Genomic DNA, 25395 nt, shown 5'->3' on the forward strand with positions numbered 1-25395 from the left:
GAGTGCTCCATTATTTCGATTGCTCAGACATAACGAGCAACGCCTCGGCCTCCAATACTTGAAGGTCGGGGAAGATCTCTCTGAGTTGTTTTTTCTTCATGCCGATGAGCTCGGCAACGCTGGTGATTGCGGTGTAATCAATGCCGGTCGCGCCGCACGCGCCGGTGCGCCACTGTGTTGAGAGGCCGTCGAACAAGCGGAACGCAGGCCAGACACACGGCCACACCTCAAACGCCTCATCCATGTCCGAGGCGTCGAGACCGAATGCCGCCAACTGCTCGGCACTCGGAGGGGGCTCATACAGGGCGCGTGCGACGCGGATCAGTTTCCCGTGCGGGCCGGTGCGTAAGCCGCTTGATAGGCCGCGACAATGGCCTCACCGGCGCCGGCAGATGTTTCCACCAGCGCGCGGATCGACTCAGGGCTCAGCTTGTCTTCAAACCCCCAGCCTTCAACCAATGCCTGGACCTGATCTACCTGGCGTTCAATGTCCGCATCAGTGATGTCCACCAGAGTCAAATCATCAGCTTTGGCCTTGAAAGCCTCCTGATCGTCCTTCGCCCGTTGCTGCCACCCCGCAAACAGGGCCGCCAGCTCATTGCGGTTTCGATACTTGAACTCAAACGGCACCTTGATGAATGCACCGCCGACGCGCGGAATTTCCACATCCGCCTTGAAGGTAGCGCCTTGCGCGATCTTGAACTTCGCCATGATCAGCTACCCCCGCCAGCAACCACTGGCGCGCGGTACGCCGTAATCTCGGCGTTAATGGTGAAGCCGAACGTCACAGCTGCACCCTCGTTGCGCACCAGCGTTGGGGTTTTGTTAAACGACGGGTAACCGGCGTAGTAGATCGTTTTACCGTTGGGCAGAGACATGCGCAGAATCCGCACTTCCTTCTCACGATCAGCCTTATCCAATTCGTCGTACCAGGCGAGGCTGTCGTCGTCGGCGAGCTGGAACGCAAACGCCTGAGCATTCTTGGTAGTCGGAATCTGCTTGTCGCGGCGAGCCTCCAGCGGTGCGTACGTCCAGTATTGCTGCTCACCGCCAGACATCGAGTTACCGATCACCTGGTTCACCGCAACCCAGCCGGTCACCTTTTTGGCAGTGCCAGCGCTGATGCCGTCCGGGAAGAACGCAACGTTCGAGGTATCGATGCCTTCAAGCGTGAAGGCTCCGGCCGCGGCGTTGGACACGCGCACGGCGCGCTCGTTGATGTCCTCCCAGCCCGAAGTAACCAGCAGGATGTCACCGTTGGAGAAACCGTTGGCCAAAGCCGTGGCCACGCCCGGATTAGCGTTGCTGATGGCGGAGATCAACTTGGCTGCAGCAAAGCCGGTTGAGATCGCCAGTGTTGCCCCGTTGGGGAAGTAGATCGACATGGGTTTTCCTCTTTGCAGAAATGACAAAACCCGCACTTGGCGGGTTCAGGATTTGCCCAACGGGCGGATTATGGTGTGGTGTCGGACCGGTACGAGAACGACAGCGGGACGGTGTAGGTGGAGTCGCCGGTGAGACCTGGCCCCTGATCTACCGGCGTCATGGGCGTGACAACGAAGCCGTTTTTCGTGTCGCGCACATACAGCGGGAACAGGTCTGTCAACTCAGCCACAATCGGATTCGTCTTGGTCTTGCCGGTGCCCGCCGGTGCGATGATGCTCACTTGGAACACGCCGGTGAACAGCCGGTGATCACCGCCGAGCGTGTTGCTCGCGGTATCGCCCGGGATCGTGAACGCCCTCAGGTAGGTCTCGTCCGCCGCCGGCGTGTAGGCCGTGTTCTCGAAGACGATCTTCAGATTCTGCGACCTGGCAGCGTTCCAGGCGATGAGCTTTGCCTCGTAGATCGAAGCGATGATTGCGTGACTCATACCTGGTTGTTCCTGATGGCCTCCAGCACGATCTGCTGGAAGCGGGCCACGGTTACCCGGACCATACCGCCGGGTGCTTGGGTCGAATGGCCGAACTCCAGCGGGATGGCATAACCGAGGCTGTTGGTGATGTAGCAGGTGTCGCCCGCCTTGAATTCGATGGCGCCGGAGGTAATGCGCGCCGTCGACTTGACGCCGCTCGGGTCGACTTCTTCGGTTGTGCTGCCGTCCGGGGTGCCGATACTGAACATCCAGTTCCCGCGAAACCTGCCGCCCACGTAGCCTGCGGGCGCCGCAATGTCCATGCCGTCGTGCACCTTGCGCCCTGGCTTTAGCCTGCCTGCCTTTGTGAGGTTGGCCGGATCGCTCCGCAGCGCGCTGTTGTGGTCGTCGACGGCCTTGTTGTACTGGGTCGCCACAGCGTTCTGCGCCCAAATCTCCGGGTTACCCACGGGGGACATGCGGATCAGGCTGCTGCCGACCTCAATGATGATCTCGCGCATGCTTGCGTCGAGGGCTTCGGTAGCCTGCGCGGCGAACGCGGCCAGGCTCAGTGCGAAGCTGCCGGACTGGCCGGCGCCTTTGCTTGCCATCTCACTTCCTCAGTTGCGCGGTCCATGTTGCGTCAGCAGGATCGGCAGACACGTTCATCACCCGGAGGCCGTTGATAATGTCCCCGATAACTAGTAACGCTGGTACCGCCGTTGGCAGACCAGCCTCGGAGACGAACAGCTCGTTTTGCAGTACCAGAAGCTTTTTGTCGGTGGACTGAATCAGGCTGCCGTCGATTTCCTTGGACAGGTAGCTGCCCAGAACTCCGCGCCCCGTGTAAGTCAGGGTGGTCTCCGGCGTTTCGCCACCCAAGTCAGGGTCATACTCGCCAGCAACCATACGCACGCCCGTCACCGGCTTTACCGCGTCCGCCAGGCCATCAGGATCGTCGAACGCTTCAGCCAGGTCGGCCTGGATCTCTTCGCGCATGCCCATTATCAGATCCTTTTCAGCATCATCACGCCGGAGCGTTTGATCCAGGGTGCAAGCAGGGCTAGGGCGAAATTCTCGCCCGCGGACTGATCGGTAGAGCCTGCCACGTAGGTCTTGCTTACAGACGTGCCGGACTGAGCCGAAACCGTCTTGCTCTGCACTTCCTTCTGCGTGGACGTGTACAACTTGCCCGCCGCCGCCTCTTTGGCGACTTGGGCGCCGGCTGTTTTGATCTCAGGCGGGACCAGATCGGGAACAGCCCGCTTAATCTTGGCCGTGAGCCAGGCGTTGGCCATGGTCACAGCAAGGACCGGATCACCGGTGCCTGCCCAGCCAGGACCCAGCGAGGCGTCAACATCGGCAACGGTGATGAAATCGGTCATATGCTTGTCCTTATTCCGCTGGCACCAGGGCCTGCAGGTCTTCTTTCCTGGCGGTTGGGTCGAAGGTAATGCCCTTCGCGGTCAGCCACTCTTTCAGCTCGGGGACCTTCATTTTGAGAGGGTCGGTTTCAGGGATTTCCTGCTCCTTGCCATCGGAAACCTTGATGCCGGCTGCTTGGTAGGCATCGAAGATATTCGGTGCATCGCCATCAACGACCACTTCGGTCGCGGAGCCGATGACGCCGAAGAATTCGCTCAGCAGGCGGTAGCATACGCCGCGCTCTTTGCCCGGCTTGTCCGTGTAGATCACTTTCATGAGTCACCTCAAAAGCACCCCGGCGCCCATAAAGACGCCAGGTTGTGGGGGCCGGATTACGGCGTGGTGGTACCGCTGATCACAGCAGCGAACGGGACCTGCTTGCGGCTGAACACGCGCTGCCAGTTCGCAGCAGCCGCGTACTGAGTCGCGGTCGGGCTGAGGTTCTGAGCCTCGGAACCCTTCCAGCTGAAGCCGGCAGGCTGGAGGATGTAAGTCTTCCGCTCCCACAGCACTTCGGCACCGCCGCCGTTACCGCCGCCTGGCTTACGCTCCAGCTCTACCGGCACCTTAGGAGTTCCTTCGCCGTAGCCGAAAGCGCCCTGGCCGAAGAACACGGACAGGTACTTGCCCGCGCCATACACCAGGGCATCGTCCATGAACACTGGCTTGCCGAGGTAGGTGGCCAGGATGATCTTGCCGTCGGAGTCGCGCAGGTACTCAATGAGGTCCTGCTTGACCATCTGGTTCATCACCACGGAGTGCACGCCGATAGCGCCGAACTGGTCAGCGGCATCGCCGGCGGTAAACGCAGCATCCTGAAAAGCGTTCGCACTGATGGTCGCGCCCGCGTCGATGACCATGTCACCGCCGTTGTTCGCGATGTTCGAGGCAATGATGCCGCGAGCCGCGCCCAACGTGTAACGCTGCCACTGGCGGGGGCAGTAGGTGCCAAAGCGGTTGCGGATCTGCTGCTGAGGCTCGCTGTTCGCCAGTTCAGCGGTAAGATCGGTCACGCCATAGCCTTTGTTGAGGTACAGGACACGGGCACGCATGCTGTCCTGGGTCACCTTGCCAACTTCACCTTGGTCGCTCGGGTCATCGTTGCTGATGTTCGGAGCTTCATCGGCGTTGAGATCCTGCCAGTAGCTGATCTCGGCGGTGCCCTGGCTGCCGGACGCGATCGCATCCAGCACGGGCGAGCGGGTCACAATGCCCGACTCGTATACAGCGGTCTTTTCCGGGCTGTTAACCGGCGCCAGGGAGGCGTAGTAGTCGCCGACGAAGATGTCGGTCAGTTGGGTAGTTGCCATGGATTAGGTTCCTTTGGTGGCCTGGATTTTCTTGAACAGCTCAGGGTTGTCACGGGCAATCGAGGCACGCTCGACCTCCGTGTACTCGCCCCACTTTTTCGTGGCCTTGCCACCGTTGTCACCGGTCTGCCCGGCGCCCTGGGCCCTTGGCCACAGGTGTGTTGCGGTTTCACGCAGCGATTCCGCCCATTCGAGCGGCGACAGCGGGGTTTTCCCGTCCTTCCCGTAAACGACCTCGCCGTCACGATCGGTGGCAATCGCCTCGCCGTCTTCACTGAGTTTGAAAGTGCCCCGGGCGCGCAGGATGATGTCCTCGGCGGCCTCTGGGAGCGCGCCGGCCTTGATGGCAGCAGCGCGGATGGAGTCGGCCAGCACCTTGTCGCTGTACTTGGCGGCAAATTGTTCGGCTTTGTCGGCACGGGCCTTCTCGGCGGCCAGCTTGGTGTCGTAGTCGGTGCGAAGGCGCTCGGTGCGGCGGGTGATGACCTCGTCCAGCTTGCCCTCGGCAATCAGCTTGGTTTCCTCATCCTGGCCAACCTTGGTCAGCAGGCCCTTCACAGCTGCGATGTCCAGGCCTTCGAACTGGTTTTTAAAGCCATCCAGTTCAGTTTTGGTGGTCCGGAGCGAGCCAAGTAGCTCGGTGTTTTTGTTCTTGAGGCCCAGAGTTGCAGCCTCAACGGCTGCAGCAATGGCGGTCTGAACTGCCGGGTCCTCAAGATCAATCTGGTTTTCGTCTGCCACTTGGTGCACCCCTTGGGTTTGGTTTCCCGCTTTGCGGGCATAAAAAAACCGCCCATTGGGCGGCTTGGTGTGAATTCGGTGTTTTATCGGACTATCGAAAGCCCGCGCATTACCAGGTAATCAGCGAACTGCGTCCTGCTCGGCGCGTATGGTGGCGGCCGCATGCGCAGGCCGGGCGTATCTCGGTTGAGTCGCGTACGCCGGCCATTCGGCTCAGTGCAATGCGTTGGCTCGTCGATCTGGAAGCCCTGCTCGACGGCATACAGCTCAACCGCCAACCGCACCTGGCCCCACTCAAGCTCAAAGGGCACGAACGTCTCCGACAGTGTCTGGTATTCGATCTTGCAGTCACGTCGGGGCCAGGCCATTGCCTGTTCAGCCTGGGCCTTGCGCCCTTTCCACTGGCGACCGTTGATGTCGGCCGCGGCGCGCAGCAGCAGTTCGACCTGGTCAGCCTCAGCTTCAGGTACCCGGAACCCGTAGTAGTCGCGGTAGAAGGTCAGCTTCTCCAGTGGCACGAAGCTATTCGCGTCTGGCTTGCCCTTTCCGTCCTCAACGATGATCTGCATGTGCTATCTCAACCTGGTGAAGCGCCGAGTGTAACGCCTGCTCGGGTGAACATGTCAGGCTCTGCTTCCTTCAACTGCGCGAGGGTCAACGGCTTGAAAGACTTGTCGAGTTGGAGTTTGGCGAACTTCTCCGGCGTCAGCCCGCCATCGCGGAACAACTTGCCCCGGACAGGCCCGAGGGCATGATCCTGGAAGCTCGCCGGTTGCGTTGCCAGCCACTCGTAATAATTCAGGCCTGCGTCGACCTGTGCCCCACCGTTATCGCCCACCGAGGCGCGCGTGGCGTCCTTGGCGAACACCTCCGAAAGCCTGGTGGTCGGCACCGTGGTTGACCGGCAGTTGATATGCGCCGGCGGCAGCGGACCTTTGCCCAGGTCGAAGCGCATGCCGTCCAAGCCCTTGCACTGCTGCGAGGTCTTGCGATCGAGCGTCGACACCCAGCGGTAGCCCAGCACTACGTCACTGTTGGCTTTCAGCGTTTCCATCCGTGCGGTGGTGGCAACATGCTGGATTGCTGTCTGCACCACGGCGGCAGCATTGCGGTTGCTCACCGCCAAGACGCCATCCGTGAAGTTCTGAGCCGCGGTACCGCGAATCGCCTGGATGATCTGGGCGTTGGTCTGGCCCTGGCCAAAGCCGAGCCGGATGGTATTCGTGACGCGCATCGTCTCGGTGCGCGTCCAGCCGCTGACAAAGCTCTTCAGCAACTTGCCACCATCGATGCCCTTCACCTGCAGCGGATAAGAGAACACCGCCGCGCGGATCACCGTATTAGTCGGCACCACCGCGTCGACGGAGAGCGCATTGCTTAGGCTTTTTGCCTCAAAGCTCGACTCATACAGCGCGATGTCGACCAGATCGGCCTGCACCAGGTCACCGTAGGCCTTGTATATCTCCAGCAGCTTTCCGTCCACGCGGGCCAGAAACTGCTCAAGCCGGTCCCGGCTGTAGGTGGTCAGTTCCTTGCGGGTCAACTGCTCCCGTACCAACGTGTCAATCTGGCGCAGGTATTTCTCGAACTTCTTTACCTCACCTGCCTTAAGCCGCTCCAGCATTACCGAGTGGCGTGTCGTTTGCTCCAGCAGTTGGCTTTCCACCTGCGCCTGGCTTGTCGTTGGCATCTTCTTTGTCCAAGTTGATGCCGGCCGACTCGCGCTCGTCGCTGATCAGTTCGGCCTCGTCTTCGTAGGGGCGCTCCGGCAACTTGCCGGTGGTGAGGTAATGCCAGTAGGTGTCAGCGCTGATCGTGCCAGCCATCACGCCCTTGAGCAGCTCAGCAAGAACCTGGGCGTCGACCACTGGGGTGACGAACTCAGGGTTGACCTTAAACTTCACCTGCTTGGGGTCGTAGCCCTTCCATTCAGCGGCGTAACGCAAGCCCTGCTCCACTGCCTCAGCAACCGTAATGACGATACTGTGCAGTGTGGCGTGCTGATCGTTCTGGCGAGTTTTACGTGCCTCACCAGACTCGGTGCCGCCCACGTCCATGACCTTGGCACCGGCTTCAAGCGCAGCGTTCTTCTGATCGTCCATGGCCGTGCGAACGGCTTCGATGCCCGCGCCCTGGAACTCCAGGTAGCCACATTCGCCATTCGGGCCAAGATCCCATGCGGCAGATGGGCCGGTTACGCTCAACTCCACAGCCTCATCCAGGCCAGAAACCCAAGGTTGCGGGTGGCTGGTCTGGTGCAACGAAGTGAAATAGTCGGCGCTCAACTGGTAGGACTTCAAGGCTGCCCGCGCCATTGTCAGCAGCGGCACCTCGTCAACTTCCGGCGAGTTGTCGGTCGAGCCGCAATAGATCACCGGTAGGTAGGGCAAGCCTTTGACCAGGCGATTGTCTGTACCAGTCGTGCCCAGCGGTCTCTCATCCTCGACGAGCTCGCCACCCTCATTACGCACCGCGGTGTAGCAGACGTCTCCCAGCATGAAGAACTCACGAAACACCGTGTCGCAGTCATGGCTGTATCGGTCACCGCCCTTCTTGCGGAACTCACGGAACACCGAAAGCACCAGATCTTGCCGGCCACCTTGATCAGCGGTGTCCCAGTTGATCGCATTGCGCGTAGCGTACGTAGAGAAATACGGCTCGCCGCTGTCGTCGATGTTCACCACCAGCGGCACGCGACCGTGCGAGATTGCCTGGCGCACCATGCGGAAGAACAGTTGCTTTAGGCCGAAGCCGTCAGCTGTGGCGTTGTCCTCGAGACCCTTTAAGCGGGCAGGAAGCTCTATCTCGGGGATGAGTCGAGACACCAGCCCCATCATCGAACGCAGCGAGTCGCGCACCCAGTGCTCGTACTGAGCCCGGTTCGTGTAGTTCTCGTAGAGATACCTGTTGCCGGTGGCGTCCAGCTTTTCAGCCTCCACCATTCCGCTGGGCTTTGGGAGGTTTCGCTCATTACGCTTCACGGCGCACTCACCTTCGAGCGCGTCGTCCATCATTTCCCACTCGGCGATATGCGCGTCGTAGTCGGGGTTTGTCGATTGCACTGGCATCAGGCCAAGCCTCCAATTCGGCGTGTTCCGCCTGTGCGTTTGATGCACGGCCACTCAACGTCGATGCAATAGCCGATCGCCGTAGTGATGTGCTGGTAGTCGTTCTTCTGGTCTTCTTGGAAGGTCGAGCCCATTTGAAGCTGAACCGTGCTAAGCCCCTTGTGGCACCAGGGAGCGGTGACCGGGTTGATGAACAAGCTGGTTTCGCCTGAGGCGGTCAGGATCTTCGCTCGCACGGCGTTCTGCCGATCCTTGATGGATGGGTGAGCTGGCTTGACCTTGCGTGTGTACGTCCAACCGTTGGCCTTCAGCACGCCCTCGATGTCGGTGTAGTCAGAAGCGTGGCCGTGCTTCTCGCCCGCCTTGCCAGCCGGGTCACCGTAGATCAGGACGTGCTTGTTCTTGTGGTCCTTGAACTTGTCCACGAACTCGGCAGCCGACTGCTTCGAAACGGCGCTGATCAGAACGATCTCATCGAGCAGATAGAGGTCTTTGCCTTCATTGCGCCGGACACCGATCGCAGATGACAGAGGCGTGAAGTTCTGGTCGTGCATCCACATCAGCTGCTCATGCGGCTCAATGGCTGCATCCGTGGTGTTCGCCTTGCTGTAGTCCTCGTAGATCCGGCCAGACGCCGTTTCGAACGATGCTTCGAATTCCTGCTTGAACTGCTTGGCGGACATGGCCCGCTTCATTGCATCCATCACATCAGCCGGAAGAATCTCGGCCGACTTCCAGTGGAACACCCGGAAATTCGGGTCGTTGCCCGACTCTGCCTGCATGCACAGATCGTAGTAGTGGTTCAGGCCATCAGGTACACCGAGCAGCCAGCACCAGGCCCGGTAATCAGGCATGGTCGGGTTGACGGTGTTAAGCGCCGGGAGAATGTTTGCCTCCCAGGCATCCGGCTTGATGTCGGCGAACTCGTCGATGCCACCGCCAGTCCACGGAATACCCTCAATCCGCTGCGGCTTGTCCAGGCCGATGACGTGAATCTCGCTACCGTTGTCCAGATAGATGATCAAGTCCGACTCTGAGGGGCGGCGACTGTGCATGCAGCACAGCGTGAATGCCTTGAGGTCATCCCAGAAAATCTTCTTGGCCTGCGCATGCGTTGGTGCGGCGGCGAAGTACATGCCGGTGTAAGCCGATGCCTGCTTCACCACGAAGCGCTTGAACCGCTCAGTCTTGCCGCTACGACGACCAGCAGGCACCAGCGGGAAGCGAACTCCTTCAGACACAGCGCCCACCAAGGCGAGCTGCACCGGGTGATCCTTGAGCGGGTACCAACGTGACAGCTGCCGATCCAGCATCAGATTGCCGGTGTTCGCGATCATGACGGCAGCCTCGCGATCAAATCGGCCAGCAGTTGGGCATTGGAGTTGCCACCACCCTTCTCTATCAGCTTGAGCTCGGCCTTACGCTTCTCGATCTCAAGCCGTTTGATTTCTTCATCTAGCGACTTGTCAGGTTCAACGCGGCGATTGACGTAGACGTCTCCCGTCTCCTTGGCGGCCTGCTCCAATAGCTGGGCCGTTAACGCCATATTCTTTGAGTTCTCGGCCTTCTCAGCCATACGCCCAAGTGTTCGCAGCCTATAGGCTCGATTGGCTATAGGAATCTCTGCAGTTTCTTCACGGAACCGCTTGCGAGTATCTTCGAACAGGGTGCGCCACTTGGCTGCCAGATTGGCTCCGGCGCGCTTTGTTGGGTCGTGCTGCTCCACCTGCTGGCGGGTCACATCGATGTCGAATTCATGCTTAACGTTTTGTGAGACGAGCGTGGGAGTGTCGAAACACGCCAAAGCCTGAACGATGAAGGCTTTCACATCGTTTTTCAGGGCTGCCATAGATTGGGTTCCGTCTCATGCCTGTCTCACATTCAGGCCAGCTTGAGCAGACAGGTTCCGCAAGCCCTCGATATGTTCAGTTTCCCCACCTCGGCGGGTTTGTTTGCTGCATCCACTAACACTTGAACGTCAGGGCTCGCACCGTAGCGACGGACAACACCGACGAACTCTTCTACGTCGTGGCCCTGCAGCTTGATCTTCGGTGCACCGTCTTGGGTGAATGCTGGTTGACCGTACTTGTCGGTCGCGTGAGCCAGGTGATACAGCTCATGCTCCACCAGGGCGCAGAAGTCGGTGTCACTGCACTGGGCGCAGTAGTCCGCAGCCAAGGTGATGATGAAGGCCGGCACGTCGCCGAACCAATCGCGCATCTGTTGTTCCATTCGGGCTTTCTGCCAGCCACCGGCACGGAACGCTACCTGCTCGGCCTGGCCCAGGACTGTGCGACCCTGCTTGGCGAAGCTCGACGACGCCCACATGATCCGGATGTCTGCATCCAGTAGGTGGACATGGTCTTCGTTGTGAATGCTGCCAGTGTCGGCAAGGATCTCGGCTTGGAGCCATTCCCACACTTCAGGAGCTGGGGTTAGGCGAATGCTAAAGTCGGACAGATCGGACAGCTCAAGCAGTGATGATGGAGGGTATGGCCTATCCATGGTTCACCTTGAGCTTGAAATAGTGGCGCGTTGCCGGTATTGATGAAAAAACACAAAAGGAGCATCAAGGATGAACGTAAAGTTACGAAGCCTTCTAGCCTGCACAGCGGTGGTGACCTCGTCAGCATGTATGGCTGCAACACCATATGGAACCTGCCCTGAGCCCGCTCAAAAATATCAAGATCGTTATGAGTCAACGATGCGAGCTAGCGATCTGGTCTGCTATCAAAAGGCTCTTGAGCGGGAGATGAGTGGCGGAACTAGCGACCCATGCACCCTAAGTGCAGATCATTATCAAACGGCATACGAAACAGGAATGCGGTCTTCTGACCTTGTCTGTTATCAGAAAGCATTGGAGAGAGAGCTGCGCTGAAAAAGAATTAGGGCCTGTCCGGGCCGCACTCACCTGCGGCACACCTACCCCTCCGCGTTATCCAGCAGCACATCAATCAGCTTCTGCTCACCCAGGCGCATAGCACCCAGGCATTGGAGGTCGTCGCACTTGGGGCCGAGACCGAACACGGTCACCTCCCCCTTCGCGCCGATCAGCGTCAAGGCGCCTACGGTGCATTCAGGATGCTCGCCCGCGTCAAGGTCATCGGCAATCTTGCGCAGGGTCTTGGCGGCGTTGCGCCAATCTTCCCGTTTGAACTCCAGAACCTTGACGGTCATTCGGTCACCATCTGGTGCGTCAGTGCGTGAGCGTGACCGTGGAGCAACCCAACGATCAGGCCTTGGGGCAACCCGGCGTTCTTGGCGGCGTCCACGGCATCGGCAATGGCCTTGTCGAGAGCGTTCACGACAGCGTTGATGTCTTGGCCCAGAGGTAGCGCGTGATGCAGCCGGGTGACATTGTTCATCACGCCCACCCAATACTGATGTGAGTGCCAATCCAGATGGCGCCCTCAATGACTGCCCACCCAACCACGGCACAAGTGACCGCGCCGATGACGAAGGCACCGGTCATATTTGGAAATTGGTTCATGGCGAACCCTCATAATTGCGCGCCACAATTTGGCGCATCTGAAAACGTGGCGCGGATTTACGATTGGGATAAACTAGGTCAAAACCGATAAAACAGAGCCCCTGCTAAGCTCGCAACCAAAAAAAGAGAAGCCGATGCCAATTGATGCAGCAACCGCAATGGCTAGGGCAAGAGACAATTTCAAGTATCTGGCTGAAGCAAAAGATGATGCGCACCTCGCCAAGCTAAAGGGAGGCGCTTGCGGCTATAACCAGTCACTTTTGATTGCCGGCCTGATCAGCCCCGAGCAATTGGATCAACTGAACAGAGAGCTCGATGAAGCCTGTCTGGCTTACAAATCACCCTTAGCTTGAATCAAATGATTCGCCCTGTCCGCAGACAATCAACGCTGCTGGATAGATTACGATTGAGCACGTTCATCAAGTGCATGGTCGGCAAACTTTTAGAGAAGATGCACATGCCAACAGACACAGAGTTCGCGATGACCGCAGCCCGCATAAACTTCGGGCGCTTGGCTTCGGCCGTAAGCAAATCAGATCGTGAGAACTTAACGAACGACGCTCACAGCTTTAACCAAACATTGTTGGATGCTGGTTTTATCAGTCGCGAGCAATTTAAGCAGCTGAACTCCGAGCTTGAGCTGGCCTTCAGGGCTCATATCCTGCCTTGACCTTTTACGTTTACTTGCTCTGACTGCGAACGATCTGTGCGTCGACCTGGTCAGCGCACGTATCCAGTAACTTGATCGCCTTATCTTTGAGCTCCCACACATCACCGTTGAGTCGAAGGTCGGCCTGGTCTTGTTCAACGCGTTCGCAGGGGATCAGCTCGGGCGCTTCAATTCTTACCGCCTCGGTCTTTGTCACTACCGCCGTCTTTGCCGCGCAGCCCGTCAGGTAAAGGCTGATTAGCCCAGTCACGAACAGGCTTGCTGCTGCGCTTGAGTTCTTCAAAGTCTTTCCTCGCCTTCTCGGCTTTCTTCTCGCTGGCCTTGATTCGCTTGGCCAGGTCGGATGTGTACGCGGCGTTGCGCAGCGCTTCGGCGCGCAAAGTGGTAATCGTGGCCTGACTCTCGGCATTGGCGGCGACGGCTTTCGACTTCTCGCCAGCTTCGAATGCCACCTCCCCGCGAAGGGCTATGACACGCGACTGCTGTATGCCCACCAGTAACAGACCGACCAAGGCGATGATGATTGCTGCTGCGAACGCCTTCATGCTGAATCAGCCTTGCGACCCAGGAAGCGGGTCACCATCTCGCGAATGGCCGTCACACCGAGGAACCCAATAGTTCCTCCAGCAGCAACAGAAAGACTTGGTGGCCAAGCCATCCACTCGATCACGCTTGACGCAACCAGGCTCAGCGATCCACAGATCAGCGCTTCAAACACGATCCGGCGCTTGCTCGTTTCTTTCGCGTCATACATGACACGCAGTAGTGAGACGGTGATGGACATGATCACGCCCTGCCAGAGCGGATTGCTCAACGCCAGCCAGATTTTGGCCCAGGTGTCTGGCTTATCAGGCATGTTTGGCATCCGGATTACTCCCTCTCGGGGAGATTGATAAATCCAGCCCAGCAGCACTCCCAGCTCGGAGCAATGGGTGTGGTGGGGCCGAAAACGAAAAGGCCCGCACGATGGCGAGGCCCTGAATAGCAATTATTTGTCACACAGGCTAGGAAGCCCATTCAGAAGGGATCGAAGTACGCCATTGTGAGTTACGGTCATCGATCCGCCATGAACTTTGACGGTAGTGCCGCCTTCGCCTTGGGCGCGACAGGAATTAACCTCAAAAGTACCGGTATCGGTGTCGAGCTTCCATCCGGAAACGCCCGGCACGTAATCGCAGGATTGGATTTGGCCGGACATTTGCTTTGCCTCATAACGAGAAAAGCCCCTGCATGTGCAGAGGCCCTGAATAGGTACCTCATCAGCGTGACAAGTCAGAGGCTCTGAGGGCTTGGGGAAACTTAGGCAATAAAAAACCCGGCGCGATGGCCGGGTTTGTTTGTCTCTTGCATCACCTACATGCGCAAGTACGACAGGATGGGTAGATAATGGCTCATTGGCTCAGTCGCCGTCAAGCGACTTCTGATGTCACAAGGCCTTCTTGCTCAAGAATGTGCTGAGCCTCGACCAAAGCGATATCTACGCAGCTCTCCAGCGACTTGCGAATATCTCGCCTCCACCGTTCCTGGGTCTTGATCGGGTGAGGCTCGTTCGACCAGTTGTCCATCTCGTACCACCCGGCCGGCAGTACGTTCGTGGAGCGCTTGCCGTCCACTCCCGGCAGCCGAGGTAACGCCCACGTAACTACGGCGCAGTGTAGGAAACGCTCCGGCGCCGGTGAGCGCATCACACGGGTCAATTCTGCAATTGCCGCATGCTTGCGCTCAGTGTGCGTGGAGAACTTCGCCACAAGGGCGCGCCAGTGTTCGGCGGTCAGCGACTTGTGCAGGCGACCGAAAACCCAGCAGTCAGTCAGGAATGCAGCCTCCTTGCCGACGATCTCCCCCTTCTGCTTGGCACACTGCACCTTTGGCTCAAAGTCACAACCGCCAGCAGAAGTGATGGTCTCGGCCGCAAGGGCGCGAACTACTGCTGAAACAACGTTGCGATAGGTCATGCGGCTTCCCCTTTTTTCAGTTCTCTGGTCAATGCCCGGTATTTGGCCTTGATGGTTTTGATGTCGTCCATTGCTATGCCCTCAAGTGCGGTAGGTCGTGCGCCGCCAAGTAATCGTTGCGCGCCCTCACTGCATCGCGGAGGTCCTTGAACCGACCGAGGTGTATCTGCTTCTTCTGCCACTGGACCTTCGCGCACCATCTGCCACGGTCCCAAGAAACCCCGACGTGACCGCTGGTGTTCTTGTCCGTCTTTTTGCGGTTGGCCGCCTGCACGTTGTAATCGGCGTAACGGCAATTGCCCGGCTCGTAGCCTTTCGAGGATTCGATCCGGTCAAGCGTCAGCTCATCGGTGTAGCCATTTGCAAGCGACCACTCCATGAAGGGCTCAAAGCTCATCCACTCTTCACAAAGCGTCACGCCGTGGTATTTCTGGATTTCAGAGCCACGAGGCTTCAGGCAGCGGCGCTTCATGTTCGCCCACGTCACATGCAGCCGGCTGTTCGAGTTATTGAGGCCGTGGGTTGCGCGCTTCTTACCCGCCGCCTTGTTTGCGCATGGAATGCAGAGCCCTGTCATGACCTTGGCGCGCTCCATTCTGGTTTCGAATTCGACCAAGCACTCCGGGCACCGAAACACTCCGATCGACCTTCTTGATCCAGAAATCTCGACGAGCGCTTTTCGAACAAGAATCACATTGCTACCCATGACTGCCCCCTTTCATATCTCTGCTCTATCCGTTTCACCTTCTTCGTAAAAACAGCCTTGAGGCGCTTCAAGTAATGGATTTCATGGCGGACCAGGTCCTGATTGCACTCAAGCCACGCGACCTTTTCCGCGCCGATCTTCTGGACCAGGCGGGGCCGGTAAACCATGATGTTTCCGCTCAGGTGGGCATTGCACTGGGAGCAGGATTTGTTCATGTTCCATAGGTTGAATCTGAGGTGTGCGGCGGCGCCCACGCTGCGAAAGTGCGAGCAATGCCATTGACCACCCCAACTCGCCGGCTTGTCGCAGCTGATGCAGCCCAGATGAGCGTCACGTAGGCGGACATACCGGTTGATAACCGCTTGGGCCTCTTTGGCGTGATCCGCCCTGCTCTTCAGCTTCTCCTTGCGGACCTTGATTTCCTTGCGCTCAATGTCGGCCAGCGCCTTTTTTGCCTTGGGCGCGTGCCTTGGCGCGTCAATCATTGCGCACGCCGGGCTGCATACCGCCTGCCCCATGCGAGAAGGCACGAATGAGGCCCTGCACGTAGCAACGCGGCATTTCTTCGGCTTGGCCGGCTTCCTTTCGATGGCCATTTAGTAACGCCCTCCCCAATTGTCCTTCTGCGTCCAGCGCACCTGGTGTTCGGCGCCAAAGCAATGAACCCATTCGATCAACTCTCCGCACTGCTTCACGGTGAGCTTGCTGGTGCGCTCGTAGATGACGTCGAAGCCGTTGCCGTCCACCGCCGGTATCATTTGCGGCTGATCGCCCGACTCGCGCAGCCATGCGGCGGTCAGCAGGCGCTTCCAGATCAGGACATCCCACTTCTTCCCGGCGTGCTCGACCTGGGCGGCGATATCGGCCAGAGCCGCGTGCAGGGCCTTGTTCTGCTCCCCGCTTCGGTCCACTTCGGTGATGTCCAGCTTCTTCGGCTTGGCTAGGTCCAGGCCGGCGATGTACCCCATGGCCTTGTTGCGGTCTGATTCGTTGCGGATCTGGAGGCTGGTCATGACTTCACCTTCCATGGCAAGAAAGCCGCCTTGGCGAGCATCTTGATTTCAGAAAAACCGCTACGGTTCTCCCAGAGGATGGCGGCGCCATACACGAATGGGGAAACAGGCAACATCGCCAGGCAGAATATGCGCGCCGCGAACCGGTACTTGATCATCCAAGGCCGAATGCCCTTTGGATTGAACGTCGGGACATTCATGACTGCTCTCCCTTGCCCATGGCGGCCAGCTTGCGGCGGATGCGCGCCGTCGGACCTTCAGGGCTTGGCCCAATGAACTCTTCGGGAGTTGGCGGCACTGGCTCGCCGGCGAGAATTTTCAATCGGCGAATCTCGGCGCACAACTCATGGTGAGACCGAACCAGTTGCAGCGTTCCCTGCCCATGGCAGAAGCTCAACAAGCGATAGGATTCTGAATCCTTGCGCAACGCATCGGCCTCTTCGCGGCGGCGCTCAGCCAATACGGCAAACTCTTCCCCGTATTTCCGCAGCGCCTCACACTCAGCCTTCAGCTCAGCATTCACCCGCCCGTAGGCTTCGTAGCCGGTCTTGAGGCCGGCGACTTCGGCGCGGAGTTGGTCGCGCTCGGCGCAGACGGATTCAAGATCCATATTGGCCGCGTACTCTCCGTTGACTGAATCAAGAGCAAGTCGCTCCAGCCGCTCGTTCTCGGCGATCAGGGCCAGGACTGTTTCAGGATCAACTTCTTCGTGGAACTGCTGGAGCGCACGCATCTCCTCGCTTTCATCAGCGAACTTGATTGTGTCTTGGGCCGCGTATTCGGCGGCCTTCTGAAGCTCGATGTAGTCGGTCATAGCGCGTCCCCCGGGGTTTCCAGCAATGCAAGGTTGTCCTCTGTCAGCCGGGCGCACTCTTTGCGGAGGAGCTCGTTTTCGGTAAGCAGCTCCAAAGCCACCTCCTCCACGGTCTTCTCGCCAAGGAATTCGCCGAGCGCTTCAGCGTTCTGCTTCCACTCCCCGCAGTCAGCCTTCCAAGAAGCGACTTCACTCCACAGCAGCTTCTGAAGTTTCTGCTTGTCGATGGTCATGTCCGTTGCTCCGTTGTCTTCTTGCCGAACTTGGCCATCAACTGCGCGCGTGCGCCGGCGCCGGTGGATGGGATTCCCTGTACGTCGAGTAGGCGTGCCTGGCGCTGGCTGGCAAACTCTTCGGCCAGTTCCAGTTCAGTTTTTTGGCTGTCGTGACCGATGCCGGTGGCGATTCGGCCGTCGAGCTGTTGCCCGGCCTGCGCACGGCGAAGGATGATTTCGTAGTTGTGGTCAAACCTGGCGCGAAGACCCTTGTCTTCCTGCTTGGCGACGCGCAGATCAAACAGCCCTGTCGCCTCAGCGGCCAGCTTCACCGCTTCATGGCTGTAAGTGGTCATCAGCGCTTCGATCCAGGCGTCAGCAGCGGCTGGCATGCCGAAGTCTTCCGGGCCAGGCACGCACATGGCGATGAACTCACCAACGCTCGGCGCGAAAGGTTTCTTGAGCTTGCGGCACTTCTGGATGCCGAACTCGATCTGCTCCAGGGTGCGGATGCCCGCCTCGGCGAACTCCTTGATCCACTCGGCCTTTGCAGCGTCCAGTGCTTCGGTGGACGGCCACGCCTGGCGCCATGCAGGGAAGATCCCACGCAGCCGTCGGAACAAGTCGTTAACCACCTCGACCGTCTGCGGCGTGATGTCGATCGGCTGGACATGGCTTTCAGCGGGCAGGTTGCCCATGGTCGCCATCAGTTGGTTGACTGGCTTCATGGGCGAGCCACAAGGCCGTCAGCCCACGCCTTGCTGTTGAAGTCTGGTTCGCCAGACTGAGGGCGCGGCGTGAACTGGTGGACGTTGCTACCGGCCGACGACGGATCAGGCACTTCGTCTTCCCAGCGCTTGCCGTTGATCCACGTCGATGGGTGTGGGATGAACCGGCCGTCGTCCTTGAGCCAGTCTGTCGTGAGGCACTGCGCGCCCAGGGCCTGAACCAGAGAATCGAAAAGCTCGTTGGTCAGCTTGAGCTTGTCCCACGCCTTGCGTGCAGCCTCCTTGCCCACCTTGCGTGGATACAGGGCCCAGAACTGCGCGAACAACTCAGCGTGATCGACTTCATCATCGCCATAAGGCTTTTGTTCTTTATCTTCTCTTCTCTTCTCTTCTCTGGTCCGCAATTTGTCCGCATCACTAGCGGACACATTGCGGACACTCTTCGTCTTTCTGTCGTTACGTTTCCGCTCGTTGTCGTTCGCGCGCCGCTTTGCACTGGCCCCGTTGTGCTCGTCAAAGCGGGGCATTACAAGGCTTCCGCCTTCATTCACGGATGCCCACTCCACGTCGATCATGGCCTGGGTAAAGCCTGGCCAGCCGACCACCGCATCCATCGCGTCGACGGTGTAGCCCACCAGCACACCATCATCACAATGGGTGTCGAAGATGCTCCAAGCGATGTGCAGTCCGCCGATGATCCGCAATCTGTCCGCTTTCAATGCGGACACCATGCGGAATACTTTCGGATGCGTCTGAAGGTCGATGCGCATTTTTATCCAATCTCCGGCCATTACTTGGCTCCTTTGCCGACAAGGCCGGCCAATTCAAGGAAGCGATCCACGTACCAGTGAGGCTGAGTCTCGCGGGGGCATTGAGGGCTGGTGAGATTCTTGCCGTAGGCCATCCCTTTCTCAGTCACGGACCAGAAGTCGACCATTTCCTGCTTGGAGTTTTTGCGCTGGAGCAAAGTCAGGAAGCCGTGAGCCTTGAGCGCAAGGTTGAAAGCGCGGGCGGTGCTGGCGATGGCGTGATCTTTGATAAGGGCAGTGATTGCCTTGGTAGGCATCGAAGAGCTGCCAGCGGCGTCAGGGGCGGCGTCCATGGCGTAGCCTGGGAGGAATTTGGCGTCCAGGCCGTTGTTGGCGGCGATCTTGGCCAGCATCATCATCTTGCTGGAGTTCGCAGGCTTCAGCAGACGGTCGAAGCATTCCAGAATGGCCAGCTCACCGACGATTTTGGAGTTGTTCGGGCCCTGGGCAGAAAAGGTGCCTCTCTTGCGAATGCTCGGCAGGACCTGCCCCACCACCCACTCTTCAAACTTCTCGGCGGCCGGCAGCTTGGACTTCATCACCAGCCGGTACAGATCGCGCTCAGGAATGATGGTCATGAAACCACCACCCTGTTTCGGGGTAGTGGTCGCAGCCTTACAGTGACGGGCCACGGCGTTTTCCGGTTTTGAGTAGCCGAGGGCGTCAGCGACATCGCGGGCAACAAACCAGGGGTCGCCGAGCTTGTCGGTAATGACTCGGATCGCGGCGCCGTCGAAGTCGAACGGAATCACTGAGGAATTGCGCGCCACGTTTTCAGATTGCGAAAAACGTGGCGCGAGATTGTTGGGGGTATTGATCGATTCTGTGTGTTGGTGCATGATTCGCTCCAGATGTTTACTGCTGCAGAAAAAGCCACCCTCGTCCGGTGGCTTTTTTGTGTTTGAAATTCAGGCTGCTTTCACCGACTGCTTGAACACTTCCAGGCTGACGATCACTTCCTCGGCCTCCTTGAGAAGTTCGGATTTCTCGCGAGTGCAAACCCGGCCATCGGCTTGGGCGTCGAACGCAAGGCGTGTCACGTCTGCCAGATCGGCATGGAGGCGCAGAAGCGCGGTGTTGAGGTTGATCCCCTCGGGCTTTTCCTTTGGCACCAGGTCGAAACCGAAAGCCTCAGCCCATGCCTTCAGCGGGCGGAAGTCTTGGGTGAACTTCATAATCCGGTGCAGCTCCTGGACGTTCAGTCTGTGGCTGTCGTAGTCCGGGTTCGCTTTTTGAGAAAGCAGCGTCTTCGAAGAGAAGCTGGCGCCCTCCGCAATCCGCCCTGCCCCATGGTCGTCAACCACGTCATAGATCGCCTTCATCAAATCCTGCATGTAACACCTCGAAATTCTTTACGTGGCGCCCTGCAGGTGCAGAGGCGATCATTTGCTCAATGGAGCGGCGGACAGGGATGTCGCTTAGCTGGCGAGTCGTTGAGCCTGGCCGGGAAAAGGCTTTATCTCTTCGGCCTTGAACTTCCCGTTACCCAGATCGATCACGTAAACCTCTCGACCAGCACGCAGAGCCTTACTGATTCCGCCCTGGGTCATGCCCAGCTCTTCGGCAGCCTTGATCTGCCCGACCCTTGTCACGAACTCTTTCAATGGTGTGCGTTGCATACGGGTTTCTCCTGCGCGATGCATGCACAAGTATTACTTGCGGTCTTTATTAAGTCAATATCGGCGGTCTTAGAATGTTATTACCCGAAGTCATACAGTTGCCTGATGAAAAATCCTGAAAAAGCCCCGGCAAAAAAGCGCGCGCTCTCAGCTGAAGAGCTGGCCGAGTGCGCGGCTCTGAACGCCATCTACAAGGCGAAAAAAAAGTCTCTTGGCATCAGTCAGGAGAAAATCGCAATGGAGGGTTTGAAGGCGAATAGTCAAAGCGCTGCAAGCCATTACCTTACCGGCCGGAACGCATTGAACATTGAGGCTGCCGCAGTTTTCGCCAGGTACCTGCAGGTACCGGTCTCTGACTTCAGTGAAAGGTTGGCGAGAGAGATCAAGGGCATTTCCAGGTCTTCTGAATCCAATGTTGAGGGCGCTCAGCAGCCGGGAGCGTATTACCGATACCCCGTTATCAGCTGGGTGTCTGCCGGATCTTGGGCTGAGGCGGTCGAGCCCTACCCTGCCGGCGTATCGGATCGCTACGAGTACTCTGAGTACAACTCGAAAGGCCCGGCGTTCTGGCTCGAGGTCAAAGGCGACTCAATGACCTCTCCAGTCGGCACGAGCATTGCCCAGGGATCCCTGATCCTAGTAGACACCGAAGTCGAGGCGACCCCAGGCAAGCTTGTTGTGGCCAAGCTGCCGGACAGCAATGAGGCGACCTTTAAGAAGTTAGTCAGTGATGGTGGCAGGCTCTACTTAAAACCCCTGAATCCCGGCTACCCGACTGAAGTATTTGATGAAAACTGCCGAATCGTTGGCGTTGTAGTGCAGGCCACCCAGAAATTTCACTACTGAGTGCGGAGGTCGTGATGGGCCTGACCAAACCCAACCAGCAGCTGTGCCGCGACCTGAAAGAGGCTGCGTACCTGCTCGTATGGGCTGGAGTGGATTTATTTGCAGTATCCGAGCGAATGCTAGCCGCCGGGGATGAGCAAGGCGCCTTAGAGATGCAGAGGATTGCAATCAGCCTTCAAGAATCAGAGGCCAGGCTGGCGGGTTATGCGGATGAGGTGAAGGCGGGAAGGTTTGTGCGGGAAAAGGCTGAGTGATCAACCTACATCCAGGATCGGAGACTAGTGGCGTGTAGTGCCCACCACGCTTGATACTACGGCTAATGGGGTTATGGACTACACGAGCATATGGAACTAACCTCAGCCGATTAGAAAAAATTACTTTTTTAGCTGATAAGTCATCCACAAAAAACATTTTGCCTGCCAATTGGAAGGCTGCGCTGGGGAGAAGGATATGGCGGAAGCCAAAGCTGTAAAACGGGCAAAAGAAAAAGAGCTCTCTGAAAAAAAGTTCACAATATCTTACGATGCGAAGGAAAGTGCACTTTCTCGCCATGAAATAAGTGCGAAGGACCTCGGTGAGGCCATTCTAGGCATGCATAACCTTATCGAGGAAACCGCAAGCGTCATTAGCAATGGCTCGGCAGATGTGTCGCTCAAGGTAACCACACCGGCAAAAGAGGGTTCTGTCGAGGTTGTATTCGCTTTATTGGCAGATCCTGCAACGGCACTTAAAGTTCTTGGAATATTGGGATTTGCAACGCCAGTTGCGGCGTTTGTAGGCGGTTCACTTGTCGAATTAGTCCAGCAGATTAAAGGCAAAAAAATAACTTCTGTTACAATTGAAGGAGACAGTGAAAATGCGGAAGTTATGACTACAGGCGGACCTATCAAGGTGGACAAAAATCTCGCAAAGCTCATTACAAATACGAAAATTCGCGACGCCTTGCACAAGGTAATACAAGCGCCTCTAACAGGAAAAAAAGACGCTCAATTTAAGGTGAAGGGGAGCGCTGAAAACACAGTGATTGCTATTAAGGAAGCCGCTATCGATGATTTCTCAAGATTACCAAAGGGTACTCTCGAGGAGATAACAGTTGAGACAGAGGTTGTCAGAGCATCTTTCGCTCAAATCAATTTCGAATCATCGAAAGGCTGGCGAATCAGAAAGCATGACGGCTCGGAATTCGCGGTTACTGTTAAAGACAAGACATTCCTTGACAAGGTTCACAAGAATCAAAAAACTTTCCAGAAGGACGATAATTATAATATTACGATTGAAACCACCACGACATCTAGACCCACGCGTGCAACCATCGAGCGTGCTATAGTCAAGGTTAAGGAATGATTTCCTGAATGGTAGCGACGGAGGTGGTTATGCCTGCATGGAGCCAGCACGAAATTGCCTTGGCTATGGTGTTTCTATTCATGATCCTGCTTGCTCCCTTAGCATTCAGGATTGGTCGCCTGTCCGTAAGATATATATATCATAGATATTTCTCGATCGAAGATATTTACGTTACATACAAGGATAACGGCGTCGTAAAATCTCGTATAAAAATACAGAGAAAACGTGACGGGTCAATTAAAGAAATTGACCTAGGGTTAAGCCAGCGGAGAGCCAGCCATGAGTGAAGCCGAGCACTCATCGTCCAGTAGCCGCACGGGATTGACCGCCACTATCACAGGATTATTGGTATCCATTAGCGCTCTATTTACAGCTGATTTATCGATAGAGGCAAAAACAATAATCCCCGTAATAGCAGGAATCGCGAGTCCGTTTATTGCAGCCGGAATATCTAGACTTCAAAGAAAAGTTGAACAGGCTCCGGAACTAACAGACTATCTAACAGCTTACGAAAATGACTTAAAATATCAGAAGAAAGCACTGAAAGATAAAAACCTGTCCGCCGAAGCGAAAGCCGATTTAGAAACAAGATATTCCAAAACCGTACTAAAAATGGCGACCGCTCATCAAGACTTCAGATCGCAGGCGCTCGGGATCACAACAACAGCTAATGCCGATCCAGGTGACTGAAGCGGTCAAGCATCTTAATGATCCGTTTTTCATTAACCTGCCACAGAGCGTGATCTTTGTAGTCTGTGCACCCCCACCCTTAGATGGTGGCTGTACGCCACGGATGATAAAGTGCTGGCTCAATTACGGGAGTTAATCAATGAAAGGACTTGGAGTGCTCGCTCTGATTGTCGGCGCTTGCTGGTTGATTTTTGCGTTGAGCATGGACGTCTCGGTGCTGACTGGTGCTGGCGGGCGAGTGAACAATATGGGCCTGATGGCCGATCGGCAGATCCACACTATTGTCGGCAGTGTGATCGCGCTCGCGGGTCTTCTCATGCTTCTGCTTTCCGGAAAAAACCAGCCAACCACTTCTCTCGCCGAAAAAGATACTCGGCCTTGCCCTATGTGCGCCGAGAGCATTAAGGCTGCAGCGGTCAAGTGCAAGCACTGCGCAGCAGATGTTGAGCCTGTCGAAGCGTTAAAGCTTAAAAATGGCTGGGTTGCTTCCGTGGCTTGTCGTGACGTAGAAGATCAGCGGCGATCAACGGCGGCCATTTCCGCAGCCGGACTTCCAGTTGTTTCAATGACGGGCCTGGTCGTAGGTGCTGGCCCATTTGAAACCAAGGAAGAGGCCAAGAACGCCCTTGTCACGATGCGCGAAGGACCAAAATTATTCAGCGAAATTGTTTATATGGACCGGTAAGAGCCAAGCCCCGTCTGTTAATGACTGACAGCTAAAAGTAACCAGAGCCCGCCCAAGTGCGGGCTTTTTCTTGCGTGGATGAAAGTCACCCTTAGACTATTTATGCATAAATGCATGTTGGATCCAAATGCAGCTTGCCAATATCGCCCGCCACCAATACTGTATATATATCCAGTAACGACCAGGAGAGTCGCATGCCAAGTCCAGCGTTTACCACCTCTAAACCAACATCCTCTTACGAGTCGGCAGGCCGTCGCCTACAGGCCCTGATCGCCTCCCCAGGCGTTCAAAAGTATCAGGCGGTGACCGTGTTTAGGTTGGAGCATGAAGCTCCCGAAGACTGGCAGCGCTTGCTGGATGAGATCAGCGAAACGGCCGGCGTCCGAGTCGAGACCCTGGAGGGCGGAACCGTCAGGATCGGCTGGCGAGAATACTGCGACGCATAAATTAGCCCGCCATTGAGCGGGTTTTTTATTATCCACGATCTTTTTTATTACCTGCGGTCTTGACTGATAATATTATCGCTAGTAATGTTGGCTTCATCGAGTCACCCAACAGGGACTCGCCAGGGCCTCACCGCCCGCCGCTCTTTGGTTTCACCCTTGCCGGATCACCACCGGCCCAGATTCAAAGGCAGCGATGAACCGGCCTAAACGGTTCAGAGGGTTGGCAACTTACCCGGGCGTGCAGCGTAAAGCGCCAAGAACAGTTATCCAGCGGGAGAACAAGCCGAGAGGCCCGCGGCTGGAGAAACATTCGATTCAAGCCGATGACCGACGCCAGAAGCGGGTCAAGGCGGAAAGCATCACTGAAGCCCGTTCGAAGAGCGGGCTTTGGGATGTAGACCGGGTACTACCGACTTTTCCGAGAGCTGATTAGCTGCTGGCATCTATCAGCCATCTGCGGGAAGGTTACAGCCACGTCAGACAGCACACGGTACATCTCATGCTCGTCCGGAAACGGGTACACCTCGAGGTTGAGAGCGATCTGAATCTTGCGTAGATCTGTGCCTTCGACGAGCCAGCGCTCAGCTGCGCGAGTCATCGCTGATCCGTTGTCATCCGTCTGCCAAGCAAGAAAGTCAAATAGCCTAGCGACCTGCAGAAACGATATCGAGTCAGGGATATCGGCAAAAAGCCGATCAGCCAAATTCTCCTCCCCAAACTCAACCACTACTGCACGGACAGCGCTGAACGCTTCAGTGTATTTGGGCTCGCTGCTCTCTGCTGCGATCACGTTTAACGCCCCTTCAACAACCTGATGCATAGCAATTCCTTGCTCCGATAAGGAGTGTCGATGCTACCAGCCTTCAGTACGACTCGCTAAACGGCCAGCGCCGCGGCAGCCGTGAAAGACCGGCACCCTTCCCCACCTCTATTACGTCAGCACTCCTCCCCCGCGCCCATCGGCAA

The 25395-nt window shown here is 57.2% G+C and carries 42 protein-coding genes; 8 read left to right on the top strand and 34 right to left on the bottom strand.

What is annotated here, in order from left to right:
• Positions 1-10: 10 nt before the first annotated feature.
• The 18 genes from AO240_RS03765 to AO240_RS03850 form a co-directional block, all read right to left on the bottom strand.
• Positions 11-274, bottom strand: a complete 264-nt coding sequence (locus AO240_RS03765) for a DUF1799 domain-containing protein (RefSeq protein WP_177445771.1) — start codon at positions 272-274, stop codon at positions 11-13.
• 47 nt (positions 275-321) lie between these two features.
• Positions 322-711, bottom strand: coding sequence for a phage tail assembly chaperone (locus AO240_RS03770; protein ID WP_099235205.1), 390 nt, complete (start codon positions 709-711; stop codon positions 322-324).
• A 2-nt stretch (positions 712-713) separates the two neighbouring features.
• Positions 714-1385, bottom strand: coding sequence for a phage tail protein (locus AO240_RS03775; RefSeq protein ID WP_099235206.1), 672 nt, complete (start codon positions 1383-1385; stop codon positions 714-716).
• Between the two features lie 68 nt (positions 1386-1453).
• The gene (locus AO240_RS03780) at positions 1454-1873 is read right to left on the bottom strand and encodes a phage tail terminator-like protein (RefSeq protein ID WP_099235207.1); all 420 of its coding nucleotides are present in this window, start codon (positions 1871-1873) and stop codon (positions 1454-1456) included.
• The gene (locus AO240_RS03785) at positions 1870-2466 is read right to left on the bottom strand and encodes a hypothetical protein (RefSeq protein WP_099235208.1); all 597 of its coding nucleotides are present in this window, start codon (positions 2464-2466) and stop codon (positions 1870-1872) included. The genes AO240_RS03780 and AO240_RS03785 overlap by 4 nt, the downstream gene beginning before the upstream one ends.
• 1 nt (position 2467) lies before the next feature.
• Positions 2468-2860 carry a hypothetical protein gene (locus AO240_RS03790; protein ID WP_099235209.1) on the bottom strand — a complete coding sequence of 131 codons (393 nt, stop codon included), beginning with the start codon at positions 2858-2860 and terminating at the stop codon, positions 2468-2470.
• Positions 2861-2862: 2 nt separating this feature from the next.
• Positions 2863-3240: a hypothetical protein gene (locus tag AO240_RS03795; RefSeq protein WP_099235210.1), complete on the bottom strand. Its 378-nt coding sequence runs from the start codon at positions 3238-3240 to the stop codon at positions 2863-2865.
• Between the two features lie 10 nt (positions 3241-3250).
• Complete coding sequence (locus AO240_RS03800; protein ID WP_099235211.1) at positions 3251-3556, bottom strand: HeH/LEM domain-containing protein; 306 nt, start codon at positions 3554-3556, stop codon at positions 3251-3253.
• A gap of 56 nt (positions 3557-3612) precedes the next feature.
• The gene (locus AO240_RS03805; RefSeq protein WP_099235212.1) at positions 3613-4590 is read right to left on the bottom strand and encodes a major capsid protein; all 978 of its coding nucleotides are present in this window, start codon (positions 4588-4590) and stop codon (positions 3613-3615) included.
• A 3-nt stretch (positions 4591-4593) separates the two neighbouring features.
• Positions 4594-5331, bottom strand: coding sequence for a hypothetical protein (locus AO240_RS03810; protein ID WP_099235213.1), 738 nt, complete (start codon positions 5329-5331; stop codon positions 4594-4596).
• A gap of 83 nt (positions 5332-5414) precedes the next feature.
• Positions 5415-5900, bottom strand: coding sequence for a DnaT-like ssDNA-binding protein (locus AO240_RS03815; protein ID WP_099235214.1), 486 nt, complete (start codon positions 5898-5900; stop codon positions 5415-5417).
• Positions 5901-5908: 8 nt separating this feature from the next.
• Positions 5909-6955 (bottom strand): minor capsid protein, encoded by a 1047-nt coding sequence (locus AO240_RS03820; RefSeq protein WP_099235215.1) that lies wholly within the window; start codon positions 6953-6955, stop codon positions 5909-5911.
• Positions 6939-8399 carry a DUF4055 domain-containing protein gene (locus tag AO240_RS03825; RefSeq protein ID WP_099235216.1) on the bottom strand — a complete coding sequence of 487 codons (1461 nt, stop codon included), beginning with the start codon at positions 8397-8399 and terminating at the stop codon, positions 6939-6941. Before AO240_RS03825 ends, AO240_RS03820 begins: the two co-directional genes overlap by 17 nt.
• Complete coding sequence (locus AO240_RS03830; protein ID WP_099235217.1) at positions 8399-9736, bottom strand: hypothetical protein; 1338 nt, start codon at positions 9734-9736, stop codon at positions 8399-8401. Before AO240_RS03830 ends, AO240_RS03825 begins: the two co-directional genes overlap by 1 nt.
• Positions 9733-10248, bottom strand: coding sequence for a DUF2280 domain-containing protein (locus tag AO240_RS03835; RefSeq protein WP_256585834.1), 516 nt, complete (start codon positions 10246-10248; stop codon positions 9733-9735). The genes AO240_RS03830 and AO240_RS03835 overlap by 4 nt, the downstream gene beginning before the upstream one ends.
• A gap of 32 nt (positions 10249-10280) precedes the next feature.
• Positions 10281-10904, bottom strand: a complete 624-nt coding sequence (locus AO240_RS03840) for a putative metallopeptidase (RefSeq protein WP_099235218.1) — start codon at positions 10902-10904, stop codon at positions 10281-10283.
• A 417-nt stretch (positions 10905-11321) separates the two neighbouring features.
• Positions 11322-11576, bottom strand: a complete 255-nt coding sequence (locus AO240_RS03845; RefSeq protein WP_099235219.1) for a hypothetical protein — start codon at positions 11574-11576, stop codon at positions 11322-11324.
• Positions 11573-11764 (bottom strand): hypothetical protein, encoded by a 192-nt coding sequence (locus tag AO240_RS03850; RefSeq protein ID WP_099235220.1) that lies wholly within the window; start codon positions 11762-11764, stop codon positions 11573-11575. The genes AO240_RS03845 and AO240_RS03850 overlap by 4 nt, the downstream gene beginning before the upstream one ends.
• Before the next feature lie 259 nt (positions 11765-12023).
• On the opposite strand from AO240_RS03850, the gene AO240_RS03855 reads away from it, so the two are divergent.
• Positions 12024-12242, top strand: a complete 219-nt coding sequence (locus tag AO240_RS03855) for a hypothetical protein (RefSeq protein WP_099235221.1) — start codon at positions 12024-12026, stop codon at positions 12240-12242.
• 53 nt (positions 12243-12295) lie between these two features.
• Positions 12296-12559 carry a hypothetical protein gene (locus AO240_RS03860; RefSeq protein WP_099235222.1) on the top strand — a complete coding sequence of 88 codons (264 nt, stop codon included), beginning with the start codon at positions 12296-12298 and terminating at the stop codon, positions 12557-12559.
• Positions 12560-12569: 10 nt separating this feature from the next.
• Here the strand turns inward: AO240_RS03860 and AO240_RS03865 are convergent, their stop codons facing one another.
• The 15 genes from AO240_RS03865 to AO240_RS03940 all read right to left on the bottom strand — a co-directional run bounded on the left by AO240_RS03865 (position 12570) and on the right by AO240_RS03940 (position 20418).
• Positions 12570-12755, bottom strand: coding sequence for a hypothetical protein (locus tag AO240_RS03865; RefSeq protein ID WP_177445769.1), 186 nt, complete (start codon positions 12753-12755; stop codon positions 12570-12572).
• The gene (locus AO240_RS03870; protein ID WP_099235223.1) at positions 12727-13104 is read right to left on the bottom strand and encodes a hypothetical protein; all 378 of its coding nucleotides are present in this window, start codon (positions 13102-13104) and stop codon (positions 12727-12729) included. The genes AO240_RS03865 and AO240_RS03870 overlap by 29 nt, the downstream gene beginning before the upstream one ends.
• Positions 13101-13424, bottom strand: a complete 324-nt coding sequence (locus AO240_RS03875) for a phage holin, lambda family (protein ID WP_099235224.1) — start codon at positions 13422-13424, stop codon at positions 13101-13103. The genes AO240_RS03870 and AO240_RS03875 overlap by 4 nt, the downstream gene beginning before the upstream one ends.
• 544 nt (positions 13425-13968) lie before the next feature.
• Positions 13969-14514: a hypothetical protein gene (locus AO240_RS03885; protein WP_099235226.1), complete on the bottom strand. Its 546-nt coding sequence runs from the start codon at positions 14512-14514 to the stop codon at positions 13969-13971.
• 73 nt (positions 14515-14587) lie between these two features.
• Entirely contained in the window at positions 14588-15220 is a 633-nt protein-coding gene (locus AO240_RS28210; RefSeq protein WP_143505277.1) for a hypothetical protein, read from the bottom strand.
• On the bottom strand, positions 15205-15816 hold the full coding sequence (locus AO240_RS03895) for a recombination protein NinG (protein WP_099235227.1): 612 nt from the start codon (positions 15814-15816) through the stop codon (positions 15205-15207). The genes AO240_RS28210 and AO240_RS03895 overlap by 16 nt, the downstream gene beginning before the upstream one ends.
• Entirely contained in the window at positions 15817-16233 is a 417-nt protein-coding gene (locus AO240_RS03900; protein WP_099235228.1) for a recombination protein NinB, read from the bottom strand. It lies immediately after the preceding gene.
• Entirely contained in the window at positions 16230-16433 is a 204-nt protein-coding gene (locus AO240_RS03905) for a hypothetical protein (protein ID WP_099235229.1), read from the bottom strand. Before AO240_RS03905 ends, AO240_RS03900 begins: the two co-directional genes overlap by 4 nt.
• A complete protein-coding gene (locus tag AO240_RS03910) occupies positions 16430-17047 on the bottom strand; it encodes a hypothetical protein (protein ID WP_099235230.1) in 618 nt (205 codons plus the stop codon). The genes AO240_RS03905 and AO240_RS03910 overlap by 4 nt, the downstream gene beginning before the upstream one ends.
• Entirely contained in the window at positions 17044-17280 is a 237-nt protein-coding gene (locus AO240_RS03915; RefSeq protein WP_099235231.1) for a hypothetical protein, read from the bottom strand. Before AO240_RS03915 ends, AO240_RS03910 begins: the two co-directional genes overlap by 4 nt.
• Positions 17277-17990: a replication protein P gene (locus tag AO240_RS03920; RefSeq protein ID WP_099235232.1), complete on the bottom strand. Its 714-nt coding sequence runs from the start codon at positions 17988-17990 to the stop codon at positions 17277-17279. Before AO240_RS03920 ends, AO240_RS03915 begins: the two co-directional genes overlap by 4 nt.
• Complete coding sequence (locus tag AO240_RS03925) at positions 17987-18781, bottom strand: Pyocin large subunit-like protein (protein WP_099235233.1); 795 nt, start codon at positions 18779-18781, stop codon at positions 17987-17989. The genes AO240_RS03920 and AO240_RS03925 overlap by 4 nt, the downstream gene beginning before the upstream one ends.
• Complete coding sequence (locus AO240_RS03930) at positions 18781-19638, bottom strand: BRO family protein (RefSeq protein WP_099235234.1); 858 nt, start codon at positions 19636-19638, stop codon at positions 18781-18783. The genes AO240_RS03925 and AO240_RS03930 overlap by 1 nt, the downstream gene beginning before the upstream one ends.
• Positions 19639-19707: 69 nt before the next feature.
• Positions 19708-20133, bottom strand: a complete 426-nt coding sequence (locus AO240_RS03935; RefSeq protein ID WP_099235235.1) for a phage regulatory CII family protein — start codon at positions 20131-20133, stop codon at positions 19708-19710.
• An 84-nt stretch (positions 20134-20217) separates the two neighbouring features.
• Positions 20218-20418: a Cro/CI family transcriptional regulator gene (locus AO240_RS03940; RefSeq protein WP_099235236.1), complete on the bottom strand. Its 201-nt coding sequence runs from the start codon at positions 20416-20418 to the stop codon at positions 20218-20220.
• Between the two features lie 105 nt (positions 20419-20523).
• On the opposite strand from AO240_RS03940, the gene AO240_RS03945 reads away from it, so the two are divergent.
• The 6 genes from AO240_RS03945 to AO240_RS03970 all read left to right on the top strand — a co-directional run bounded on the left by AO240_RS03945 (position 20524) and on the right by AO240_RS03970 (position 24429).
• Positions 20524-21264 (top strand): XRE family transcriptional regulator, encoded by a 741-nt coding sequence (locus tag AO240_RS03945; protein WP_099235237.1) that lies wholly within the window; start codon positions 20524-20526, stop codon positions 21262-21264.
• Positions 21265-21278: 14 nt separating this feature from the next.
• Entirely contained in the window at positions 21279-21518 is a 240-nt protein-coding gene (locus AO240_RS03950) for a hypothetical protein (protein ID WP_099235238.1), read from the top strand.
• Positions 21519-21714: 196 nt separating this feature from the next.
• Positions 21715-22608, top strand: a complete 894-nt coding sequence (locus tag AO240_RS03955; protein WP_099235239.1) for a hypothetical protein — start codon at positions 21715-21717, stop codon at positions 22606-22608.
• A gap of 279 nt (positions 22609-22887) precedes the next feature.
• Entirely contained in the window at positions 22888-23298 is a 411-nt protein-coding gene (locus AO240_RS28215) for a hypothetical protein (protein WP_143505279.1), read from the top strand.
• Between the two features lie 139 nt (positions 23299-23437).
• Positions 23438-23983, top strand: coding sequence for a hypothetical protein (locus tag AO240_RS03965; RefSeq protein WP_099235241.1), 546 nt, complete (start codon positions 23438-23440; stop codon positions 23981-23983).
• A 194-nt stretch (positions 23984-24177) separates the two neighbouring features.
• Positions 24178-24429, top strand: coding sequence for a DUF1654 domain-containing protein (locus tag AO240_RS03970; RefSeq protein WP_099235242.1), 252 nt, complete (start codon positions 24178-24180; stop codon positions 24427-24429).
• A 406-nt stretch (positions 24430-24835) separates the two neighbouring features.
• Here AO240_RS03970 and AO240_RS03975 read toward each other — a convergent pair whose 3' ends face one another.
• Entirely contained in the window at positions 24836-25249 is a 414-nt protein-coding gene (locus AO240_RS03975; RefSeq protein WP_099235243.1) for a hypothetical protein, read from the bottom strand.
• Between the last annotated feature and the right edge of the window lie 146 nt (positions 25250-25395).

The sequence above is a fragment of the Pseudomonas sp. ICMP 460 genome (genome assembly GCF_002723595.1).
Classification (GTDB): Bacteria; Pseudomonadota; Gammaproteobacteria; order Pseudomonadales; family Pseudomonadaceae; genus Aquipseudomonas; species Aquipseudomonas kitaguniensis.

Bases quoted from the DNA above. Each gene is read 5' to 3' on its own strand.
- AO240_RS03770 (WP_099235205.1), bottom strand. From the start codon at position 711: ATGGCGAAGTTCAAGATCGCGCAAGGCGCTACCTTCAAGGCGGATGTG.
- AO240_RS03775 (WP_099235206.1), bottom strand. From the start codon at position 1,385: ATGTCGATCTACTTCCCCAACGGGGCAACACTGGCGATCTCAACCGGC.
- AO240_RS03780 (WP_099235207.1), bottom strand. From the start codon at position 1,873: ATGAGTCACGCAATCATCGCTTCGATCTACGAGGCAAAGCTCATCGCC.
- AO240_RS03785 (WP_099235208.1), bottom strand. From the start codon at position 2,466: ATGGCAAGCAAAGGCGCCGGCCAGTCCGGCAGCTTCGCACTGAGCCTG.
- AO240_RS03790 (WP_099235209.1), bottom strand. From the start codon at position 2,860: ATGGGCATGCGCGAAGAGATCCAGGCCGACCTGGCTGAAGCGTTCGAC.
- AO240_RS03795 (WP_099235210.1), bottom strand. From the start codon at position 3,240: ATGACCGATTTCATCACCGTTGCCGATGTTGACGCCTCGCTGGGTCCT.
- AO240_RS03800 (WP_099235211.1), bottom strand. From the start codon at position 3,556: ATGAAAGTGATCTACACGGACAAGCCGGGCAAAGAGCGCGGCGTATGC.
- AO240_RS03805 (WP_099235212.1), bottom strand. From the start codon at position 4,590: ATGGCAACTACCCAACTGACCGACATCTTCGTCGGCGACTACTACGCC.
- AO240_RS03815 (WP_099235214.1), bottom strand. From the start codon at position 5,900: ATGCAGATCATCGTTGAGGACGGAAAGGGCAAGCCAGACGCGAATAGC.
- AO240_RS03820 (WP_099235215.1), bottom strand. From the start codon at position 6,955: ATGCTGGAGCGGCTTAAGGCAGGTGAGGTAAAGAAGTTCGAGAAATAC.
- AO240_RS03825 (WP_099235216.1), bottom strand. From the start codon at position 8,399: ATGCCAGTGCAATCGACAAACCCCGACTACGACGCGCATATCGCCGAG.
- AO240_RS03830 (WP_099235217.1), bottom strand. From the start codon at position 9,736: ATGATCGCGAACACCGGCAATCTGATGCTGGATCGGCAGCTGTCACGT.
- AO240_RS03835 (WP_256585834.1), bottom strand. From the start codon at position 10,248: ATGGCAGCCCTGAAAAACGATGTGAAAGCCTTCATCGTTCAGGCTTTG.
- AO240_RS03840 (WP_099235218.1), bottom strand. From the start codon at position 10,904: ATGGATAGGCCATACCCTCCATCATCACTGCTTGAGCTGTCCGATCTG.
- AO240_RS03845 (WP_099235219.1), bottom strand. From the start codon at position 11,576: ATGACCGTCAAGGTTCTGGAGTTCAAACGGGAAGATTGGCGCAACGCC.
- AO240_RS03850 (WP_099235220.1), bottom strand. From the start codon at position 11,764: ATGAACAATGTCACCCGGCTGCATCACGCGCTACCTCTGGGCCAAGAC.
- AO240_RS03855 (WP_099235221.1), top strand. From the start codon at position 12,024: ATGCCAATTGATGCAGCAACCGCAATGGCTAGGGCAAGAGACAATTTC.
- AO240_RS03870 (WP_099235223.1), bottom strand. From the start codon at position 13,104: ATGAAGGCGTTCGCAGCAGCAATCATCATCGCCTTGGTCGGTCTGTTA.
- AO240_RS03875 (WP_099235224.1), bottom strand. From the start codon at position 13,424: ATGCCAAACATGCCTGATAAGCCAGACACCTGGGCCAAAATCTGGCTG.
- AO240_RS03885 (WP_099235226.1), bottom strand. From the start codon at position 14,514: ATGACCTATCGCAACGTTGTTTCAGCAGTAGTTCGCGCCCTTGCGGCC.
- AO240_RS28210 (WP_143505277.1), bottom strand. From the start codon at position 15,220: ATGGGTAGCAATGTGATTCTTGTTCGAAAAGCGCTCGTCGAGATTTCT.
- AO240_RS03895 (WP_099235227.1), bottom strand. From the start codon at position 15,816: ATGGCCATCGAAAGGAAGCCGGCCAAGCCGAAGAAATGCCGCGTTGCT.
- AO240_RS03900 (WP_099235228.1), bottom strand. From the start codon at position 16,233: ATGACCAGCCTCCAGATCCGCAACGAATCAGACCGCAACAAGGCCATG.
- AO240_RS03905 (WP_099235229.1), bottom strand. From the start codon at position 16,433: ATGAATGTCCCGACGTTCAATCCAAAGGGCATTCGGCCTTGGATGATC.
- AO240_RS03910 (WP_099235230.1), bottom strand. From the start codon at position 17,047: ATGACCGACTACATCGAGCTTCAGAAGGCCGCCGAATACGCGGCCCAA.
- AO240_RS03915 (WP_099235231.1), bottom strand. From the start codon at position 17,280: ATGACCATCGACAAGCAGAAACTTCAGAAGCTGCTGTGGAGTGAAGTC.
- AO240_RS03920 (WP_099235232.1), bottom strand. From the start codon at position 17,990: ATGAAGCCAGTCAACCAACTGATGGCGACCATGGGCAACCTGCCCGCT.
- AO240_RS03925 (WP_099235233.1), bottom strand. From the start codon at position 18,781: ATGGCCGGAGATTGGATAAAAATGCGCATCGACCTTCAGACGCATCCG.
- AO240_RS03930 (WP_099235234.1), bottom strand. From the start codon at position 19,638: ATGCACCAACACACAGAATCGATCAATACCCCCAACAATCTCGCGCCA.
- AO240_RS03935 (WP_099235235.1), bottom strand. From the start codon at position 20,133: ATGCAGGATTTGATGAAGGCGATCTATGACGTGGTTGACGACCATGGG.
- AO240_RS03940 (WP_099235236.1), bottom strand. From the start codon at position 20,418: ATGCAACGCACACCATTGAAAGAGTTCGTGACAAGGGTCGGGCAGATC.
- AO240_RS03945 (WP_099235237.1), top strand. From the start codon at position 20,524: ATGAAAAATCCTGAAAAAGCCCCGGCAAAAAAGCGCGCGCTCTCAGCT.
- AO240_RS03950 (WP_099235238.1), top strand. From the start codon at position 21,279: ATGGGCCTGACCAAACCCAACCAGCAGCTGTGCCGCGACCTGAAAGAG.
- AO240_RS03955 (WP_099235239.1), top strand. From the start codon at position 21,715: ATGGCGGAAGCCAAAGCTGTAAAACGGGCAAAAGAAAAAGAGCTCTCT.
- AO240_RS28215 (WP_143505279.1), top strand. From the start codon at position 22,888: ATGAGTGAAGCCGAGCACTCATCGTCCAGTAGCCGCACGGGATTGACC.
- AO240_RS03965 (WP_099235241.1), top strand. From the start codon at position 23,438: ATGAAAGGACTTGGAGTGCTCGCTCTGATTGTCGGCGCTTGCTGGTTG.
- AO240_RS03970 (WP_099235242.1), top strand. From the start codon at position 24,178: ATGCCAAGTCCAGCGTTTACCACCTCTAAACCAACATCCTCTTACGAG.
- AO240_RS03975 (WP_099235243.1), bottom strand. From the start codon at position 25,249: ATGCATCAGGTTGTTGAAGGGGCGTTAAACGTGATCGCAGCAGAGAGC.